This is a genomic window from Nostoc sp. (assembly GCF_036917315.1).
In the GTDB taxonomy this organism is placed as follows: domain Bacteria; phylum Cyanobacteriota; class Cyanobacteriia; order Cyanobacteriales; family Nostocaceae; genus Nostoc.
This window is the reverse complement of sequence record NZ_JBALDR010000068.1, coordinates 1-20,900: the sequence shown is the minus strand read 5'-3', so window position 1 is coordinate 20,900 and position 20,900 is coordinate 1. Positions and strand designations below refer to the sequence as shown.

Here is a 20,900-nt window from a genome sequence, read left to right as displayed (position 1 = left end):
ATGTCACATTAGCAGAAAGGGCATACTATAATTCTTAAATGGACTAAATTGAGAGTTAATTATTCATTTTTGAGTAGTACAGTGAAGACACTACCATTTGGATAATTATCTTCGACGGTAATTGTACCAGAATGTGCGTCGAGCGCCATTTTGCAGAAAGCCAATCCTAAACCAATTTGCGAAACTTCTGGTATCGGAGTTCCAATTTCATACTTATCAAAAATGATTTGTCGTAACTCCAGACTTACTCCAGAACCAGAATCAGCGACTTGCACTTTTACACCACCTGCTGCTAAATACTCTCCCCGTAGGGTAACTTGAGACTTGGACGGGGAGAACTTAATGGCATTGGAGAGCAAATTATCCAGCACTCGACGAAAGATAACTGCATCTACTGCAACAATGCCACCAGGTTCGGGTAGTTCGCGTATCAGGGTCAGGTTCTTTTGATTTGCGATCGCCTCAATACCTGCCAATGCTGACATACACAGCGTACAAAGGTCTACTTCTGTATAGTTGAGAACCATTTTCCCAGATTCCAGCTTTGCCACGATCAGCAAGCTATCGATTAACGATTGCAGTTGTTGCCCAGCAACTAAAATTTGATCGACTTTGCCTTGCTGTTGTTTTGGTGACAAATCTGGCAACCGCAGAATCTCTGCGCCTAAAACAATACTGGTAAGTGGATTTCGCAGATCGTGCACAATCATGTTTACCATGTCTTCTCGCAGTTTGAGCAATACTTGCATATTGTCGTACTGCTGCTTAATCCTTAACATGGAATGAACTCTGGCTCGTAATTCCACACCATTGACAGGTTTACTAATGAAGTCATCTGCACCCGTCGCCAGACATCGAGCCAAATCTTCTTTATCGGTTAATGCTGTCACCATAATAATCGGCACTGCTTGCCAGTGTGGATCGGCTTTGATGCGTCGGCAGACTTCCATCCCATCAAGATCGGGCATCATCACATCTAATAAAATCAGATCGGGCTGAAAACTATCGAGGCGGTTTAGAGCTTGTTGACCACTAGGAGCGTAGTATAGCTGGTAGTTTTCACCATCCAGCAAGGTTTCAATAACATCAAAGTTATCGGGTTCATCATCGATCGCTAAAATAGAGGGTTGACTATCCATCGAGAATTTCCGCTACCTTTCTAAAAATTGTTGAATTGTGGTTACAAGCTGTTTAAGTTTTACGGGTTTGGTCAAATATTCGTTAGCTCCAGCTGCTAAACAAGTTTCGCGATCGCCGGGCATAGCTAATGCCGTTAGTGCAATTATGGGAATATGCACAAATTGTGGTTCGTTACGGATGTGGCGGATTGCTTCCAACCCATCCATTCCCGGCATTTGAATGTCCATCACAATTAAGTCGGGGCGTTGAACTCTGACAAGATCGATAGCTTGTTGTCCATTGTTTGCCAAAATCAGATGATACCCTCGACTTTCAAGATAGGCAGACATCGTATCAATATTTGGTTGATGATCTTCTGCCAGCAAAATCAAAGGATTCTCTAGAAAGACTTCTGGCACTACAATTAGATTTGGCGAGTCTGAACGGGCAGGATGTTGTAGTTTCTCTATAGTTGCTTGAAGTTGAGCGCGGGTAATGGGTTTGACCAGATATTCAAACGCTCCCTGAGCCAGTCCTTTGCTATGTTCATCCACAACTGAAATGATGATCGTTGGAATATCTTTGGTTTTTGGGTTGGTCTTGAGTTGATTTAGCACCTCCCAACCCGATAGGTTCGGTAGTTGCAGATCGAGAATGATTAGAGCAGGTTGAACTCGCAGCACTTCTTCTACGGCTCCTTCTCCCTGGGGATAAATGGTAGATTGCATTCCCATCTCGCTGAAGTAACGAGTAATCTGATCGGCCGCCGCCACAGAATCTTCGATAATCAAAACTTGAGCATTTTCAACAAGTAAGGGATAGCTGGGTAATGAAGTAGTTACCTGCGTTCTTAGAAGGTTGTCGCTGCTATGGTAGGGAATGCGGACGGTAAAACAACTTCCCTTTCCAACTTCACTGCTAACTAAGACGGTTCCTCCATGTAGGGTAATAATCTTTTGTACCAGTGCCAAACCTAGACCGGTGCCACTGTATTGGCGATTGAGGCTGCTGTCAAGTTGGATAAAAGGCTGAAACAGCTTGCCAATTTCTTCAGAGGCGATACCGATGCCAGTGTCAGTGATATGGAAGCAGATATCTGGCGAAGACAAGGAAGACAAGGCAGAATTTACTTCCCCTGCCCCTCTGCTCCCCTGCCCCTCTGCTCCCCTGCCCCTCTGCTCCCCTGCCTCCTCCAGCCGGACTTCTAGCGTTACACATCCCCGTTCTGGCGTAAACTTGACAGCGTTACTTAGCAGGTTGATCAGTACTTGACGCAGGCGGCGATCGTCTATTTGGATGCTGTCAATATTGTCAGAAATATGAGTACTAAGACGAATACTTTTTTTCAAAGCCATCTGTTTGACAAAGGCAAGGCTGGTATCACACAGGCTCCTAACAGAAACATCACTTAGTTGCAGTTCCAGTTTGCCAGATTCAATTTTCGACAAGTCTAGAATGTCGTTGATTAGTTCTAGTAAATGTCTGCCACTGCGCTCGATAGTGGCGATCGCTTTTACTTGTCTTTCATTAATGGAGCCAAATACACTTTCTTGTAAACCCTCTGACATACCCAAAATCGCATTGAGAGGTGTTCGCAGTTCATGGCTCATGTTTGCGAGAAATTCGTCTTTGAGGCGAGTGGCGCGGGCAAGTTCCATATTTGCGTTAGCAAGCTGCTCATTCGTTTGCCGTAATTGTGCTTCGGCTTGTTTGCGTTCTGTGATGTCTTCGTGAGATACTACTACGCCAATCACCTCACCTGCGCTATTGGTCAGAGGAATTTTATTAGTTCGTAGCCAGAGTCGTTCGCCATTATCCCCTTCAAATGGCTCTTCATAACCGAGTTTAGGTGTTCGAGTGTTCATCACCATCATATCGTCTGCACAGTAGAGGTGTGCCAACTTTGCCCAAGGTAATTCAAAATCGGTCTTGCCGATAATCTCATCAGTTGTCAGTTGAGAATGGCGGATAAATGCTGGATTGCAACCAATAAACCGCGATTGGCGGTCTTTCCAGAAAACACGTTGCGGAAATGTATCTAGTACCGTTTGCAGCATTTTACGTGATTCTTCTAGTTCTTGCGCGGTTTGTTTGCGTTCGCGGATATCAAATAGGGTGGTACGGCTGTATAGATAGTTACCCTCAGCATCCTTGACAGCAGTAGCGCTTACCAGCACTGGGAAAACTGTGCCATCTTTACAAACCATGTCAAGTTCCACATCCTTCAACGAACCCTGCTTTTTGAAGCGAGGATAGTTTTGCGCGAAGGACAAGCCACTGGCTTGAGTGAAAAAATTTACCAGGGTTTGGCCAATCATTTCTTCACGGGTATAACCCAACCATTGCAGTTCAGTCTCGTTGACTTTAAGCAATCGGCCTTCGCTGTCGAGGGAATGGTAGCCACAGGGAGCATTATTGTACAAATCTTCGATCTCATGGGCATATTTCGCCAATGCCTCTTGTGCCTGTTTGCGTTCGCTGATATCTGTTATTCGGACTAGATGCATGGTACGTCCGGCTACAGTAATGGGCTTGGCTGCAATGTTGCCCCAGAAAATCTTACCCTGAAGAGTAACATATTCAATCTCTAGGCTCCAAACACCTTTTGACTGCATATCTCTGACGATCGCATCTGTTTCGCTGGCAGTGAATGGACGCAGTTGGAGTGTCTGCCCATTGATATCGATCAATTCAGTGTTGTCAACTGCCTCAAACAGTTCTACTGCCCGCCGATTGCAATCTAGAGTCAGCAGGGTTTGCGGATCGACCAGAAAGATGGCATCAGCAGATTCGTTAAAAATTGCTTCTCGTAAATCCCTGTTGTGGATGAGTTCTTGTTCGGCTTGTTTGCGTTCGCTAATATCATAGTTAACCCCAATCATCCGTACAAGCTCTCCCTGCCGATCGCGTTTGAGAATGCCGTAGCCTTTGAGGAAACGAATTTCTCCACTTGGTTGAACGATGCGGAACTCGACATTATATTCTTGATTTCCTTGTATAACTTGCTCCATAGTTTCCAGCAGATAAGGGCGATCTTCCGGATGTAAGCAGTTAAGCCAAGCATCAAAAGAACCGTTAAAATCAGTTTTACTCACTCCATACAGTTCGTACATGCGATCGTCCCAAATCTGGCTTGCTTGGACGAAATCATATTCCCAAATACCAAATCCTCCAGAACTGATGGCTATGGTTAGCCGTTCGGAGAGATGATGCAACTGTTCTTCAGCAAGTTTACGTTCGCGCAGCGCAGCTTGCTGTTCGCTAATATCTGTCAGTGTGCCGATGTAGCCAATAATGGTGTCGTTGGCGTTAATTTCGGGTAGCACTTGGACATAAAACCAGTTAATGCTGCCATCTGGGCGTAGATGCCTACCCTCACTCTGATAAAATTCCCTTGGGTCAACATGTCCTTGGTCAAATTTTAGAGACCATTCCCTCCCCAAACGCTCGGCGTCTTCTGGGTGCAAAGCCTCTATCCACCCCGCCCCCAATCCTGCCTGTATTGGTCTACCAGTCATCTCACTCCAGCGATCGTTGACATAGATGCATTTACCAACGGCATCTAGCCGGAAAATAGCTACAGGAGCCGCTTCTGCCAGATGTGCATAACGGAGTTCGCTGTCTCGAAGGGCTGTCTCTATTTGTTTTTGCTGGGTAATATCTTTGGCAATACTCAAAAATCCGATATTCTGTCCTTCCAGATCCTTAAGGATTTTCACTGACAGAAATACAGGGAAACGAGAGCCATCTTTGCGAATGTAAGTCCATTCGTTTTCATAGGTGCTTCCGTCTTGAGTGACGATAGTAAAAAATTCCCTACCAGGTGCAATTTCCCTACCCAATTCCAACGAGAGTTCTGCTGCGCGTTGTTTGAGTTCCTCTGGGTCGTGAAATGTAGTTGGATTTATTTGCCGAACAACTTCATCTGCTTTGTAGCCCAACATTTTCTGAGCGGCTGCGTTGAAGGTTTGGATGCCATTTGAGTTATTAAAAATAATGGCATAGTCAGTACCATCTAAAATGGCTTGCTGCAAATTAGCGATCGCTAACAATTGAGCTTCTGCCTGTTTGCGCTTTGTAATGTTAATATGGCAACCAATCATCCGCAGGGGATTGCCGTCTCGATCCCAGGCAATTACCCGACCGGAACAAATGACCCAAACGGTAGAACCATCCTTATGTCGGTATCTCACCTCATTGTAAAAGGGGATTTTTCCGCGACTTTGGACGTGTTGCTCGAAAAGTTCTAGAACACCCGGTAAATCCTCTGGAAAAATCAGGCGTTGCCAGCTCTCTGGTGTATTTGCCAACTCACAATCTTCATAGCCGAACATCTGCTTGAAGGTTAAGCTCAAGTATTCCTGATTGCCGGGAATATCCCAGTCCCAGTAACCTGCTAGGACTACTTCGAGAATTTGCTCCAGAAGACGTAATTCAATTCGCAGCATCTGGGCACGCCGCCGCTCTTCGTCTGAAAGCTTGCGTTCTGTGATATCTATTAGCACGCCCAGCATTCGCAGTAGTTGTCCGGTTACGTCGTAAACTCCCCGTCCTTTTGCCGATACCCGGTGAATGCTGCCATCTTGCCAGACAACTCGGTATTCCACAGCATAATCGGTTTGGGTGGCGATCGCCTGCCTCAGTTGCGGCTCAACCCATTCCCGATCCTCTGGATGTAGTTGATTGAGCCACTTTTCATAAGTCCAGTTCACATCACTCAGATCGGAACCAAAACAGCGAATTGCATTCTCGCTAGCAAATATTTGATGGGTGATTGGGTTCCACTCCCAATAGCCAATACCAGCAAAACTCAGGGTCAGCTTGAGTTTCTCTTCGCTAGCTTTTAGGGCTGCTTCTGTCCGTTGGCGTTCTGCCAGTTGTGCCTGTAATTGCTGATATGCACTTCCCTGTTGAATGGCGATCGCTATTTGCACCGCTAGTCGATCCAACAAATCTAGTTCTACTGATTGCCAGTGGCGAGATGCACTACATTGGTGAGCAATTAATAATCCCCATAATTGCTCTTTGACCAAAATGGGTACTACCAGATTGGCTTTAACTTCAAATTGTTCTAAAAGATGCAAATGACAATTCGTTAAACCAGCCTGATAAATATCGTCAATTGATCGTTTTTTCCATTGGCGATAGTCAGTTCCGGCTCCCTTTTGAAAGCAGGTGTCCAAAATCTGCTGCCCCAAAGCCACAGTCCAACCAGGAAGGACTGACTCCGCCTTAATTGTGCCGCTCATATCCGGCTGAAATTGAAAAACAAGTACTCGGTCTGCTTTGAGAAACTGCCGCACTTCTGTGGCTGTGGTACGCAGAATCTCTTCTAATTTCAGAGACTGACGAATCCGTAAGGCGATCGCAGCAATCAGTTGCTGTTGTTCCCGACTTTGTTCTAACTGTCGAGTCAAATCCATCCGTTCAATGGCATGATGAATTGCACCTTGAAGAACTTCAGGTGTAAGTTTCTTTTTAACCAGATAATCTTGCACACCACTTTTCATCGCACGGACAGCAGTAATTTCATCCCCTTGTGCTGTCAACATAATCACAGCAGTTTGAGTATTGCTATGGCATTCCCGAAACTGCTGAATAAACTTCAGCCCATCCCCATCTGGTAACAAAAAATCCAGCAAAATGATATCTGGAATCTCCTGTTGACACCATTTCAGTGCTGGCTTTCCCGTCTCAAATTCCAAAAAGCGGTAGGTATACAGGCTGTCTTGCTCCAAAAAGCGACGATATGCTTCCCGATCTTCAGCGCAATCATCAATCAGCAGGATCGTGAGGCAAGAAGGATGACTCATAAGTTAAAAATACAAACGCGATCGCGTTTCAAAAAAATTATAGCTCGATATCATCGTGTTAATAGCTTGATGTAAATCGAATCACGCTTGAACAAGAAAAATATAGAACAGGCAAAATACCTGAGATATCTTTATATTGCCCTTCAGCGCGATGTATTGTCCAAATCCCTTAAAATTTTTGCACTTTAATCGCTTTACGACTAAGTGTTATAAACGAGTGGGATTCGCAATTCTACCTAAACACCTCCTCAGAGCTTCAGTAAATTTGCGGCCTTCAAAATTCCATCCATTAACAGCCGCAAGAGTAACACTCAAACCTCTGTTTTGCAGTGATTTTTATCATTAGCCAGATTGTTTTAAAGTTTCACATCATCGGTTTTATTGGCTTGTTCTATGCCCTTCTTTTATAAAATCTCCTCTATCCTACGGATGATCTAGAGTTGCAACTCAGTATTTATTCAGCAATTCCAAATAGCCATTCAAGTAAATACTCTCAATTTAATCAGAAAAAAATCCTGTTTTTCATCGATTACATTTTCATTTAAATCCTGAATACTAAAACTATTACAAACAAGAATTACTAGAAATTATTTGTTTGTATCCAGTTCAGTGTCTTAAAAATTTCAAGCTTAAGTCCAATTGCACAAGGAGTTTTAACCTAATGTCACTAGCAAGTATAGAGCGCCGTTTACAGCATAAATTAGACCTTAAACAGGCTGTAAATCACAAATTCAATCCTGTTAATCTTGTGTTGCTCCTAGTAGCTTCAATTATTCTAGGAAGCTCTAGCTTTATTATCGCTTCTTATGTATTGTCTTCAGTTAGTTCGATAATTTCATCTTCCGATGCTAATCCTACATCAATTCCCTGGATTGACAATAAGTTTGACTGTCAATCCAGTAGTAGAACCTGGCGCGATCGCAAGTGTTGGGATTACGAACATAATCCTATGTTTTAAAGCTTAGTCCTTTATTTGCTTGCTCAAAATTTACTTTTTACTTACTTCTAATTTGTTGGATTACAGTTAAGCTGCATCTACCTTAAAAAACTGTTATTTTTTTACATCAAGGAACAACTCAGAACTCAAGACATGAGAAGATAATATACTTTAGTAAACAAAACAATATAAAAATACAAATAATTAATCATAGAAAACACTGATGCTTTTTCGTTAATTATAAGCAAAAATATTATTTACCTCTTTCTTAAAGATAATTCTATTTCAGGCATCTATACATAATGTTCATTAACTCTCTCATTTCTGATAATTTACAACAGACTATCATTCGTCATCCGCTTGTTGTTAGCTCTGAGATGATGCTTCCGAATGTAATTGCACTAATCAATAAAGCATCAGGTCATCATGATAGCTTGCCAATCAAAGATAGTAATTATTTGCTGAACTCAGGTAAAGATATAGCTAGCAACACATCTCAAGCCACTAGTTGTGTTTTAGTTTTAGAAAACTCACAGTTGATGGGGATAATTACGCAACGAGATTTAATTAAGCTGACAGCACAAAGTCAAAATCTAGAGGGTATCAGTGTTGCCCAAGTGATGACCAGAGAGTTAATAACATTAAAGTTAAGAGATTTTAAAGATGTTTTTAGCGCGTTACATTTGCTGAGTAAAAATCGGATTTGCCATCTGCCGATTATTGGGGATAAAGGAGAATTAATTGGATTAGTGACTCCTAGCAGTCTGCTGACAATTTCTATTCTACAAGCCGAACTTTACAATCATACACGAGTTAAACTTGTAGAACGTCAGAAAATCGAGGCAGAGCTGCGATTGGAGCGTAATTTTGTTTCTACCGTTTTGAATCTAGCAGACGCTCTGGTTATAGTACTAGATTGTCAGGGAAAAATTGTTCGCTTTAATCATACTTGCGAACAAGCTACAGGTTACGCATTTGATGAAGTTAAAGGAAGATTTGTTTGGGATGTGCTGCTGTTACCTGATACAACAAAATGTATCAAAGATATTTTTCAAAATTTAGCAGAGAGAGAATTTCCTCAACGTTATGAAACTTCTTTAGTTACTAAAGATAGCGATCGCCGCTTAATTTCTTGGTCAAATAAGGTCTTACTTAACCCTGATAATCAAGTTGATTATATCGTTTGTACAGGCATTGACATTACTGAAAGCCGAAAAGCACAAGAGGAACTTCAGCAGACTCGCAACTTTTTACAGTCGATGATTAATAATCTGCCTGTAGCCGTCTTTGTTAAAGATGCCAAACCAGAAGCTTTTGGGACAGTCAAGCTCTGGAATCATACCTGCGAAAATATTTTTGGTATTACAGCAGAGCAGGCTATCGGCAAAACAGATTATGAATTATTCCCGAAAGAACAAGCAGACTTTTTCTGTCAAAAAGACCTAGAAAGTTTTGCTAGCGGGGTACCTCAAGATATTTCTGAAGAAGCTATTGACAGTCCTAGTTTTGGCAGAAGAATTTTACACATGACTAAAATTCCTTTGTATGACAAAAACCAACAACCCGAATACCTGCTATGTATTTCCGAAGACATTACAGATTATAAACGAGCAGAAAAAAATTTGCAACAAGCAAAAGAGCAATTACAAACGGTTTTAGATGCAGTACCTGGGTTTGTTTCTTGGGTAAATGATGATGGATATTATTTAGGGGTTAATCGCCATTTAGCCGAAAGTTTTAACTTGACTCCCGATGCTTTTGTTGGTCAAGAATTGGGGTTTATGGAAAACAGCCCGAAATTTACAGAATTTATGTATGAGTTTTTAGATAGAGAAGATGTAGCAGATTCTAAGGTTATTGATGTCCAAATTAATGGTAAAATATGCAATTATTTGCTCGTAGCTCAAAAATATCAAAAAAACACAGCCGCCGTTGCCATCGGAATTGATATTACAAAACGCAAACAAGCTGAAATAGCCTTACAAAGTTTGATAGAAAGTACAGCTTCTACGACTGGACGTGACTTTTTCCCAGCATTAGTTGAGCATATTTCTTCGACTTTAAATGTCCGTAACACCTTAGTAAGTGAGTTAATTGATGAGCAAGCTCACACTTTAGGATTTTGGTCTGATGGGCAGTTACAACCCAATATTTTCTATGACCCAAAATCAACTATATGTGAAATTTTGCTCAAGCAAGGATTTTACCAGTGTAGTTCGAGAATTCAGCAACTCTTTCCTAATGCTAAAAGATTAGCTGCTATGGAAGCTGAAAGTTCTATGGGAGTTATTTTGAGTGATGAGTTTGGTCAACCAATTGGCTCACTATGCATAGTAGATGATAAACCCATACCTGACCAACATAAATTTGAAGGAATTCTCAAAGTATTTGCAGCCAGAGCATCTGCTGAACTGCAAAGACAACGAGCGCAAGAAGCTCTACAAAAACTCAATCAAGATTTAGAAGTCAGGGTTCAGCAACGCACTTTAGACTTACAACAAAGTGAGGCAGAACTTAGAGCTATTTTTAATCAAGCAGCAGTGGGAATTAAACTAGAAACTTTAGATGGTCATTTGATTAAAGCTAATCAAAAGTTTTGTGAAATTTTAGGCTATAGCCAAGAAGAAATACTTAATAAAAACTTTAGAGATATTACACATGCAGAGGATATACAAATCCATCTAAATAAGTTGCAACAATTAATAGCAGGAAAAATAGAAACATTTTCCATCGAGAAGCGTTATTTACATAAAAATGCTAATGTAATTTGGATAAATCTAACGGTATCTCTAATTCGAGATCCGATTGGCAAACCAATTTATACGATCGGTGTAGTTAAAGATATACGCGAGCGCAAACAAGCTGAAGAAAATATTTGTAAAGCTTTAGTAAAAGAAAAAGAACTTAGTGAGTTGAAATCTCGTTTTATTTCTATGACCTCCCACGAGTTCCGAACTCCTTTAGCTGTGATTGCTTCCTCTGCTGGAATCTTAAAAAGTTTTAGCCATAAACTAGATGAACAACAAAAACATAAACATCTCCAGTGCATTGAGACTTATGTTCAACACACTACTCAACTATTAGATGATATTTTGCTAATTAATAAGGCTGAAGCTGGAAAATTGGCATTTGAACCAACTTATATTAATTTGATTAATTTCTGTCGTTCTTTGGTAGAGGAAATTCAACTCAGTTCTCCCAAACATACCCTAGCTTTTTCCCCTCAGCATTTGGGTAACTTATCAATAAATGATTACTTTATGGCTTGTATAGATAAAAAACTTTTGCGACAAATATTGAGAAATTTACTTTCAAATGCTGTCAAATACTCGCAAGATGGCAGCAATGTTCAAATTGATTTATTAGTTCAAGATGAAAGCGCAGTTTTTCTAATTCAAGATGAGGGTATTGGTATTTTACCAGAGGATCAACAGAACTTATTTGAACCATTCTACCGAGCTAGTAATGTTGGTAATACGCCAGGAACTGGATTAGGTTTGGCAATAGTTAACAACTGTATAGACCTTCATAGAGGAAGAATTACCTTCACTAGCCAGGTCGGAGTCGGTACGACATTTAGGGTAGAACTGCCACTAATTATAAGTGACTACCTAAATGACAAATATCTAATGTGTTATTAATCAATAGTTTTAGGGAACAATAAACTGCGGGAGATTGTTTGGAGTCTAAAGTAAATTTCCACGTTTCTAAGCTGAATAATCAGTTCTAATAACTGTATTTACTGCGTCTGTACATATCACAAAACTGCCTAGTAAAAATCACTATTGAAAAAAGCCAATGAATAAAAAGATATTAGTCATTGAAGATGAAGCCCAAATCTGTTCAAATATTCAACAGATTTTAAGTTTCTCCGATTTTAATACTATTACTGCAAATAATGGTTTAGAAGGATTACGACTTGCTAAAACAGAACAACCAGACCTTATCTGTTGTGATGTTATGATGCCTGAACTCGACGGTTACGGTGTACTGACAGCCTTACGCCAAGACCCAATAACTGAATCTATCCCAGTAATTTTTCTGACTGCAAAAGTAGACCGTGGTGACTTACGCCAAGGTATGGAGTTAGGAGCCGATGATTACCTGACAAAACCTTTTTCTATGGAAGAACTTTTGAAGGCAATTAAGGTCAGATTAGATCGGGTGGAAAAACCAACTTTAATCAAACAACAATACGAACTTGAACATCAAGAAAACACCAAGTTGAAGCAGGAGATAGAGATAAATTCAGAAAAACTACAACAGAGCCAACATCTAGCAGAAATATGCAACGAGGTTTTACAAAAGCTTTTACAAGATTTAGGGAACCCGCTTTCAAATATCAATATGGCAATCTATATGCTGAAAAAATCTCAATCAGATGTTGAGCGCGATCGCTACTTGAGTATCCTACAACAAGAGTACGCGAGAGAAATGATCTTGTTGAATGAAATGAAAAATTTACAAACATTACTAACCCCAGAAAATGTCAAAATTCTGCAAAATTTTAATGTGCTTAACCATAGCAAATAATATAGTTGCGCAACAAACCTATTTAAATATTTCAGCGTTTATGCTTAGGACATGAATATTGATTATAAGGTATTATTGACAAGTAATTTTTCTGAGTTAGCAAGATAAGCTTTGTGTGGATAGAGCGTTTCCTAATCAACTGAAGTATACCCAAATCTTGTTTACCAAGGTTAGTAGCTTTAGAAACGTATCTCACTAAGTCGGAAATTGTTAGACCAAAAACATAAAATTGATATTTTTATTTTTCTTAATCATAGATGAACACAATTTTAATTATAGAAGACGAACCCCAAGTAAGGGCAAACATTCAGGAAATTTTACAACTTTCTGATTTTGAAACTTTGATAGCTGCAAACGGTAAGATTGGATTAGAAATTGCTCAAGCAAAATTACCAGATTTAATTATCTGTGACATTATGATGCCTGAATTAGACGGCTACAGCGTGCTGTCTGCTTTACGTAAAAATGAAGCAACTATCAATATTCCTTTAATATTTGTTACTGCTAAAGCAGAGCGTTCAGATTTTCGTCAGGGAATGGATTTTGGGGCTGATGATTATTTGACCAAACCGTTTACTCCTGAAGAACTACTAAATGCGATCGCTTCTCGTCTTAACAAACACGCTTTGGTTGAGCGCCAAACTCAAGCCAAGCTAGACGAACTCAGAATGAATATTGCTCACTCATTACCTCACGAACTAAATACGCCTTTAAATGGTATTCTCGGTATGTCACAGATGTTAATAGAAAGTTGTGGCATCATGCCTGACTCTGAAGAAGTCGAAATTGCCGAATTAATTTACACATCTGCCAATCGCTTGAATGCATTAGTTCAAAGGTTTTTATTATATAGTGACCTGGAATTAATATCTAAAAATCCCGAAAAAGTCCGTCAAATTAAAGAAAAAAAAGATAGATGTTTTACTGAGAAAATTATTAGTGAAGTTGCTCTCAAAAAAGCTATAGAAAACTCTAGACAAAAAGATTTAAAGCTAGATATCCAAGAATCTACAGTACAATTACCACAAGAAAATTTGAGTATTCTAATTGAAGAATTACTGGATAATTCTTTTAAGTTTTCTTTACCAAGCAGCGAAATTAAAGTTATGAGTAAGAGAGAAGGTAATAAATTTAATTTATATGTAATTGATAATGGCAAAGGTATGGCAATTGAAGAGATTAATACAATTGGAGCTTTTGTACAATTTAATCGAAAGTTATGGGAACAACAAGGCTCTGGCTTAGGGCTGGCTATTGTTCAGCATATAGTTAAATTATATGGTGGTGAATTTACAATTGCTAGCATTCCTGAACAAGGAACTACTGTAAGTGTGAGTTTGCCTTGCTAGGGGATGCTGACAAATATAACTCAATACGGTTCAGTTAAGGCTTAACTTTTTGTCAAAGTCAATTTTTTTAACGAACCGCCTACCCCTTCGGGGAAGCAAGCTACGCGCAGCGTCTCGCAGAGAAGGACGCCATCGCGTAGCGTCTCGTTAGAGAAGGACGCAAAGGAAGAGAAGAAAGAGAAGGGAGAAATGCTTAACTGAACTGTATTGAAATATAACTACAGTAAAATATAAATTTACAAAATAGTAATTCAGGCAGTAAGGGGAATCTATCTTAATCTTTTAGGAGATTAGTTATATTCCGTAGTTTTAAGTACGCTTTTTCAACACCAGGTTTGCAGAACATGACCCTTCAACTGTTGTCCTAACCAAGGTGTATTCTGTGAAAGTGTATAAAGACTTTTCCGTTCGACTTTCCAAGTTTGCTGGGGATCAAATAAAGTAAGTTCCGCTGGTTGATGAGGTAGAATCGCACTTACTTTTTGCCCTAAACACTCTGCTGGATTGGTACTCAATGCCCGCCATAATTCTAAAGCTGTAAATTCCTCAGTTTCAACGAGATATTGCCACAGTAAAGGTAATGCTAGCTCTAAACCAATTGCCCCAGCTGGTGCTTCGGCAAAGGCTTGGACTTTTTCTTCGTAGCTGTATGGTGTGTGATCGATAGCGATCGCATCAATCGCACCGGCACGTACCCCTGCACGCAACGCCGCCACATCACGAGGATTTCCTAAAGGCGGGTCTAAATGCAAGCTGGTGTTATAACTCTTAACTGCTTTGGTATCAAGTAAAAGGTGCATCCAGGTGGTGCTGGCGGTGATGGGTAAACCAGCCGCTTTAGCTGAGGCAATTAATTCCACGCTGCGAGCTGTAGAGACACGCATGATATGGACTGGTGTGCCGATGGTTGCAACCAATTCCAGCATGGCTGCGATCGCAGTTGTTTCAGCGCTGGCGGGGATTGGGGGTAAACCAAAACGGAGAGCATCTGTCCCTTCTCTCATTACACCATTTGCTGTTAACTGGCGATCGCTAGGCCAAAATGCGACTGGTTTGCCCAACGGCTGGAGATACTCTAACACTCGCCGCACCAGCGCCAAATTTTCTAAAGGTTTACCATCAGTAAAACCAACAACTCCAGCAGACGCTAAATCTGCCAATTCCGTCATCTGCTTCCCAGCAACATCTACGGTGATAGCACCCCAGATATGAAGCAGAGGTGCAGGAGAGCAGGGGAGCAGGGGAGACAAACTCTTTTCTGCCTCTGTGCCCCTCTGCCTCTCTGCTCCTCTGCCCCTCTGCCCCTCTGCCCTCTTCTGCTGCAACTGTGCCACAAGCGCAGGGTTATCAATAACTGGGGATGTATCGGGTAAAATGCTAACTCTAGTAAAGCCGCCAGCAGCAGCAGCTTGTAAGAAAGACGAAAGGGTTTCCCGTTCTTCAAAGCCAGGTTCGCCAGAGTGGCTGTACAAATCGACTAATCCAGGGCCGAGAACTAATCCCTGACAATCTCTGATTTGAGTATCAGAACTGATATCAGAAATGTGCGAAGCCACTTCTCGGATATAACCATCAGCAATCAGCACATCAAAGAGTTCGTCGATTTCAGAAACAGGGTCAATCACTCGTACTTTTTGCAGCAGTTCAGTCATAAAAGTTTTTAGTTATAAGTTAGGAGTTAAGTAGGTAGGCATAATTAAACATAAAGTAAAATCCTAGTTCGTAGTGAGCGATTCATCGCTCAAAGCAAGGATTATTAGGACTAAAGTCCTTACCCTTCTCCTAACGGAGACGCTGCGCAAACGGGTTCGTTAGTTGCTCATGGGGGAAACCCCCAAGACCGCGCTAACTCACTACAAACTTTAATTTATTTACGTCTAGCTACTTATGAGTTATTTGTTCTTCAGTCATTAGCTTCTAACTTTATTCCTCACTCCTAACTCCTCACTCCTGACTCAGCAGTCAGCACTCACAACGCTCCCGCTGCTGTTTTATCTAGTACGCCTCCACCAAAGTGATAGGTGATGTTCATCGCTTGCAGTACTGGTAAACCATCGATTCCAGCAGGGTAGTCGATAACACTAACTGCACCGTTACCTTGGCGAAAACTCCAGAAGTTTTCCAGCGATAAACCCAGAATGTGACAAAGCAAGGTTTTGTTAGTAGCGTCATGAGCTACTACTAATACAGTTTTGAATTGATTATTTGATGCTGCTTGCAGAATTGATTGCCAAGCTGCAACGCTGCGCTCCCACACTTGTTGCAAATTCTCCCCTTCAGGCATTTGCACTTGCGTTGGTATCAGCCGCCATCGCTGCAATTCTCCCGGAAACTCTTGCTCTATCTCTGTTTCTAATTTGCCTTCCCAGAGACCATGACTGATTTCTCTTAAACCATCTTGCAATTCTAACTTGACATTCGGATGTTGTTTTAAGATAATCTCTGCTGTTTCTTTAGGGCGCAGCATTGTGCTACTGACAGCAAAATTAATCTCTACGTCTTGGAGAAATTCGCCTGCTTTTTGCGACTGTTGTCTACCGTTGTCGTTGAGGGGGACATCAATTTGTCCTTGAAACCGAGTTTGGCGATTCCAGTCGGTTTCACCGTGACGCACTAGTAACAATCGTACTCCTTGATGATCCGGTCGCAATGAGGGTAAAGATTCTCCGGTGTGTTGCGTCTGATTTAAAGATTCTAGCTGGACTGGTTCGCCCAATCCTCCAGCAAAATTTAATACGGTGATGCCACAGTTAGATTGCTGTATTGAGTGGTAGCGACTGGGAGGGATGCCTAACGCTGTGCTAATCAGGGCGCGATTAATTCCGTTATGCCCCACGATGAGAATAGTTTCGCCTTGATGTTGAGACAAAATTTCTTGCCAAAACTGCCGTGCTTGTTCGTATAAAGCAAGAACGGGAAAATGTTCTCTTGTTCCTTCTGCATCATTAAGCAGCATCCGCAGTTCGTCGGGGTGTTGATGCCAAGTGCGGTAATCTTCGGCAAATTTTTGCTTGACTTCAGCAGTCAGCAATGCTTCCCATAAAGGTAGGTCGATTTCTAGCAGCAAATCAGAAACTTGAACTACAGCAGATTGTTTAGCATGAGTAGCTAACTCATTATGGATAATATCTGCTGTGTGTTTCGCTCGTTGTAAGGGACTGCTGTAAATCGCATTAAATAAGATATTACTGAGGGCTTTGCCTACTAGACTTGCATCATTACGACCTTTTTCGGTTAATGTTGACGCATCAGTGCGTCCTTGGATACGCCGCTCGGTGTTATAACCGCTTTGACCGTGGCGCACAATGATGACACGAGTCATCTCAAAGCCCTCCTCTTATCTTGACGATTAATTTTACTGCAAAACGATTGCATAATTATCGACTCAGGAAGGCGGATTGAGTCAGGTGCAAAATTTTATTCTGGTAGAGGAGACAGGACGATTGGCTAAAACTGCCGTTGTCTGAACGATGTTTTCTAATAAAGCTGTTTTGATTTAAGTATAAATACAAGAGTGAAAATGATGTAGGCACAATTCCAAAATTGTGCCTAGTAAAATATCTAAGCTAGTAATGAAAAGTTTATAGTAAGGACTTGAGTGCTTAAAAAATTAAAGACTAAAGTCCTTACTACGAACTTGTTTACCTTACTAATTGAAACTTGACAGATTATTAGCAAATATTTTGGGCAAGGCATAATTAATTAAAATTACAACCTTAGCCTTTATACTTGTCTATTCTCTTCCTATATCTAACTGTACTTCTAATCCATCATTGTCACTGTCTGACTGAGCCGGTGTTAAGAAAACTGAAGTGTCTGGCTGTGATAATGATTCGTTAAAGCGGATTTTGGCTGGAGTTCTATTTTCTCTTCTATTCTCGTTGGAAAGAGTTGCTGGATTAGCTTGCTCAAAAAAACTTCTAAAGTCCTCTTGGGCTGTTTTCTTATCGATTCCAAGGAGAGAATCACCACTTAATCTATATTGTCCGGGATTTGAGCTTGATGCTGGTGATTGAGCGTAGACTTGGCTTCCTAAGCTTGCAAAGGCTGCCGTAATCCCTAAGAAAGCAATAATTTTGGCGTTCATTTGTTTTATCCAAATTATTTGAATATTGCTTGTCTATTATTCTCTGGGAAAAGTATTTTGATTAACTCTATCCTTAGGTTCAACTATAATAATAGTATTGCTTATGTACTTAGCGTGTCAATGATTTTGGCTGTTTTAGGCCTTAACAAGTTATAGCTTTGGCATTTCTTTGGAAGTTAGATTATCTGGTTACGCTTCTTAGCGATCGCAGTTAAATTCTTTGAGATATGCCAGGATGAAACCAGGGATATTTAACAGTCGCAGTAGAGCGATCGCTTGGCTGAAGCTGTGTTTAATTACCACCACTACAATTCTTGTTACAATCTGACAAATTTGTTATTAAAATAACGAGTTTAGTTACCATCACTACATTTTTTGTTACAAACATCATAATTTTCGTTACAATTTTACAAATTTAGTTACTATCACTACGATTTTCGTTATAAACATCATAGTTTTAGTTAATATTGCTGAGTCAATTGTTACAATAAACACCAAATTATGTGGATTTTACCCAACCAAAATTAGGCTTTAGTAAGGCAAGCTAGCTCTAGAACACATTAAAAAGAGCATCATTATGCCTCGTCAAAAGCGTACATATCGCGTTCTAGAAAAAGCTGAATTGAGAATCGCCGGACTCAAAGCAATCGATCCCAGCATGGACTTTGGGGATGCTCGCAACTTGCAAAATGTTGCACAAGTTATTCAACAGTACCGCAGTAAAATAGATTCTTATAATACCACTCTGGCTGTGATTGACTCTTATAAAAGTGAGATGAAAGAGTTGGAAAAAACTTTGAGCGATCTGAGTGAAAAAATGCTTCTGGGAGTTGCTTTTAAGTACGGCAAAGATAGCCATGAATATCAGATGGCGGGTGGTGTTCGCAAAAGCGATCGCATCCGTAAAAGCAGAGCAACACGCTTGAGATCGATTTCAGAGGAAGCAGTTACTAAGGATGCTACAACTGTATAAAAGCGTCCTGAAATTAAAGTCTGCTGCTACTGAAACAAAGCTTGTTTTTAGCAAGATTTTAGGCATGAACAAGAACTCCCGATCGGTGTCATGCTTGAATTTTGCATAGTTTTGTTGTCTAGAAAAGCAAATAAAACAAAACTTCAGCGATTTTTCTGCTGTGTATTTTACTTTAGTCATCAGAAACTTTACGTAAATCTATTGATGTAACTATAAGTAAAGTCGGTAAAATTAGTGAGGTTTAACAGATAGAAATTAACTAAAATTAGCTTTAAATAGCAGTCAATATCTGTTAAACCAAACAAATTTGTGATAACCGCTCGATTGTTTATCAGCAACTATTGCTCAACATAACTTTATCCACTGATGAGCGACTTGAATAACCAAAGACTCAAACTCAAACTTCATCAGTTGCGTTTAGTTCCATATCTAGCAATTGGTTCTCTAATTTTTTATTTTAATTCCAACCTAGATTTAAACTACATAGTTAAAGGATATTTAGTCTTAATGGAATCTCAGCTATGTATAATGGTTATTTATTTTTTGACGGCAAAAATTACTAGCAAAACACATAAATAATCAAAAAAGGTCAAAAAGTTTGGTTGTATTATATGCCAATAGATATTTATTAGAGTTAATTAAGGAAGTAAATGTTATGAAGACTAAATCTACAGCAATTATACTTTGCTTTTTTGGCGGGTGGCTGGGAATTCACAAATTCTATTTAGGACAAAATGTAGCAGGTATTTTGTACTTATTGTTTTTTTGGACTTGTATTCCATCTTTAATAGCTTTTGTTGAGTTCTTCATCCTAGTTTTGATGTCAGATACCGAATTCAATACCAAGTATAATCAAGTTATCGCAAGCACAGGTGGAGCAGTCTCTGCAAAAGATGCAACCAGTGCGTTAGCTGATTTAAAAACTCTTTTTGACTCTGGGATAATTACCGCAGAAGAGTATGAAGAAAAGCGACAAAACCTTCTGAAATCTTTATAAATTAAAATCATTAGTCGATTTATGATCTCACAATCTAAATCTTGGTTTCAACAAACTCCTGCTTGGGTGTGGTTATCATTAATCCCGACATTGGGGGGATTTGCGATTGTCTATGCAGGTTATAAATCTAAGACGAAAACTTGGGTTGTTCTAGGAATTAGCATCTCTATTTTAGCTTTAGCTTTATCAGCAAATAGTTTAGCTTTTGCTGTCTGGATGGCTCAAATTGGCATTGCGTTCTATCTCAAGAAATCTTATTTAATCAAAAGTTATCCGAAAAATTTACCAATTCCAGAAGAACAAGAGTTAGCAAATTTAGTTGCGAATAATCGCGATAAAATAGATATTAATGAATGCTCAAAACATGAATTAGTTAATTATTTAGGGCTACCGATAGTTTATGCAAATAACATCGAATCATTGATGAATGAGGGATATGTTTTTACTCATATAGAAGAGTTAATAGAAATAGCCGGAATTCCCGAAAAGCAGGTAACTCGAATCACACCACTGATTACTTTTAGCTACAACTACAAAAAAGAAGCTGATTTTTCTTGGAAACGATTAAACACATATTCAACTGATGAATTAATTACTTGTGGATTGGATGGCGCGATCGCCGAACAAATTGTTGCCGAAAGGCAGCAACGAGGTGAGTATAAATCATTGATTGATGTGAAGCAGCGCACTGGATTACCGTTTAATACTTATCGTCACATCGCTTAAAGGATGTTTGAAAAGTTATCAAATATTTTTTACCCCACCCTAACCCTCCCCTTTATAAGGGGCTACGGTGTACACACATCTTTCTAGAAAACCAAAATCGTCCTAGATCCCCCTAAATCCCCCTTAAAAAGGGGGACTTTGAGAGCTTTTTGCCCCCCTTTTTAAGGGGGGTTGGGGGGATCAAAAGCCTGTGGCGCAACTCTAGAAGACTTGTGTATACACCGTAGTTTATAAGGGGAGGGAACCCGATTTTCTTGTTTCCCCCCTTTATAAGGCAGGGCTGTTTCATTCCACAAGGGCAAGAAGTTTGTCAATATCATGAGAGAGAAATCTTTGAGAAATTGTGATGGAAGTATGACCATTTCG

General features: G+C 40.2%; 12 protein-coding genes. 7 read left to right on the top strand and 5 right to left on the bottom strand.

What is annotated here, in order from left to right; all coding sequences use genetic code 11:
- Positions 1-59: 59 nt before the first annotated feature.
- On the bottom strand, positions 60-1,139 hold the full coding sequence (locus V7K84_RS32145) for a hybrid sensor histidine kinase/response regulator (protein WP_334844275.1): 1,080 nt from the start codon (positions 1,137-1,139) through the stop codon (positions 60-62).
- 12 nt (positions 1,140-1,151) lie between these two features.
- Entirely contained in the window at positions 1,152-6,932 is a 5,781-nt protein-coding gene (locus V7K84_RS32140; RefSeq protein WP_334844274.1) for a PAS domain S-box protein, read from the bottom strand.
- A 661-nt stretch (positions 6,933-7,593) separates the two neighbouring features.
- Here V7K84_RS32140 and V7K84_RS32135 point away from each other — a divergent pair.
- The 4 genes from V7K84_RS32135 (at position 7,594) to V7K84_RS32120 (ending at position 13,751) form a co-directional block, all read left to right on the top strand.
- Positions 7,594-7,890: a hypothetical protein gene (locus V7K84_RS32135; protein WP_334844272.1), complete on the top strand. Its 297-nt coding sequence runs from the start codon at positions 7,594-7,596 to the stop codon at positions 7,888-7,890.
- Between the two features lie 281 nt (positions 7,891-8,171).
- On the top strand, positions 8,172-11,510 hold the full coding sequence (locus V7K84_RS32130) for a PAS domain S-box protein (protein ID WP_334844270.1): 3,339 nt from the start codon (positions 8,172-8,174) through the stop codon (positions 11,508-11,510).
- A gap of 157 nt (positions 11,511-11,667) precedes the next feature.
- Positions 11,668-12,402 (top strand): response regulator transcription factor, encoded by a 735-nt coding sequence (locus tag V7K84_RS32125; RefSeq protein WP_334844268.1) that lies wholly within the window; start codon positions 11,668-11,670, stop codon positions 12,400-12,402.
- A gap of 257 nt (positions 12,403-12,659) precedes the next feature.
- The gene (locus tag V7K84_RS32120; protein ID WP_334844265.1) at positions 12,660-13,751 is read left to right on the top strand and encodes a hybrid sensor histidine kinase/response regulator; all 1,092 of its coding nucleotides are present in this window, start codon (positions 12,660-12,662) and stop codon (positions 13,749-13,751) included.
- Between the two features lie 323 nt (positions 13,752-14,074).
- Here V7K84_RS32120 and V7K84_RS32115 read toward each other — a convergent pair whose 3' ends face one another.
- The 3 genes from V7K84_RS32115 to V7K84_RS32105 form a co-directional block, all read right to left on the bottom strand.
- Positions 14,075-15,403, bottom strand: a complete 1,329-nt coding sequence (locus V7K84_RS32115) for a dihydroorotase (protein WP_334844263.1) — start codon at positions 15,401-15,403, stop codon at positions 14,075-14,077.
- A 317-nt stretch (positions 15,404-15,720) separates the two neighbouring features.
- Complete coding sequence (locus V7K84_RS32110) at positions 15,721-17,073, bottom strand: histidine phosphatase family protein (RefSeq protein ID WP_334844261.1); 1,353 nt, start codon at positions 17,071-17,073, stop codon at positions 15,721-15,723.
- Between the two features lie 411 nt (positions 17,074-17,484).
- Positions 17,485-17,838 carry a hypothetical protein gene (locus V7K84_RS32105; protein ID WP_334844259.1) on the bottom strand — a complete coding sequence of 118 codons (354 nt, stop codon included), beginning with the start codon at positions 17,836-17,838 and terminating at the stop codon, positions 17,485-17,487.
- A 577-nt stretch (positions 17,839-18,415) separates the two neighbouring features.
- Here V7K84_RS32105 and V7K84_RS32100 point away from each other — a divergent pair.
- From V7K84_RS32100 to V7K84_RS32090, 3 genes are all read left to right on the top strand, one after another.
- Positions 18,416-18,811, top strand: coding sequence for a hypothetical protein (locus V7K84_RS32100; protein WP_334844257.1), 396 nt, complete (start codon positions 18,416-18,418; stop codon positions 18,809-18,811).
- 598 nt (positions 18,812-19,409) lie between these two features.
- A complete protein-coding gene (locus V7K84_RS32095; RefSeq protein WP_334844256.1) occupies positions 19,410-19,808 on the top strand; it encodes an NINE protein in 399 nt (132 codons plus the stop codon).
- Positions 19,809-19,829: 21 nt separating this feature from the next.
- Positions 19,830-20,534 carry a helix-hairpin-helix domain-containing protein gene (locus V7K84_RS32090; RefSeq protein ID WP_334844253.1) on the top strand — a complete coding sequence of 235 codons (705 nt, stop codon included), beginning with the start codon at positions 19,830-19,832 and terminating at the stop codon, positions 20,532-20,534.
- Positions 20,535-20,900 lie beyond the last annotated feature (366 nt).

Coding starts and splice junctions, on each gene's coding strand:
- V7K84_RS32115 (WP_334844263.1), bottom strand. CDS start 15,403: ATGACTGAACTGCTGCAAAAAGTACGAGTGATTGACCCTGTTTCTGAA.
- V7K84_RS32110 (WP_334844261.1), bottom strand. CDS start 17,073: ATGACTCGTGTCATCATTGTGCGCCACGGTCAAAGCGGTTATAACACC.
- V7K84_RS32140 (WP_334844274.1), bottom strand. CDS start 6,932: ATGAGTCATCCTTCTTGCCTCACGATCCTGCTGATTGATGATTGCGCT.
- V7K84_RS32145 (WP_334844275.1), bottom strand. CDS start 1,139: ATGGATAGTCAACCCTCTATTTTAGCGATCGATGATGAACCCGATAAC.
- V7K84_RS32105 (WP_334844259.1), bottom strand. CDS start 17,838: ATGAACGCCAAAATTATTGCTTTCTTAGGGATTACGGCAGCCTTTGCA.
- V7K84_RS32100 (WP_334844257.1), top strand. CDS start 18,416: ATGCCTCGTCAAAAGCGTACATATCGCGTTCTAGAAAAAGCTGAATTG.
- V7K84_RS32130 (WP_334844270.1), top strand. CDS start 8,172: ATGTTCATTAACTCTCTCATTTCTGATAATTTACAACAGACTATCATT.
- V7K84_RS32120 (WP_334844265.1), top strand. CDS start 12,660: ATGAACACAATTTTAATTATAGAAGACGAACCCCAAGTAAGGGCAAAC.
- V7K84_RS32135 (WP_334844272.1), top strand. CDS start 7,594: ATGTCACTAGCAAGTATAGAGCGCCGTTTACAGCATAAATTAGACCTT.
- V7K84_RS32125 (WP_334844268.1), top strand. CDS start 11,668: ATGAATAAAAAGATATTAGTCATTGAAGATGAAGCCCAAATCTGTTCA.
- V7K84_RS32090 (WP_334844253.1), top strand. CDS start 19,830: ATGATCTCACAATCTAAATCTTGGTTTCAACAAACTCCTGCTTGGGTG.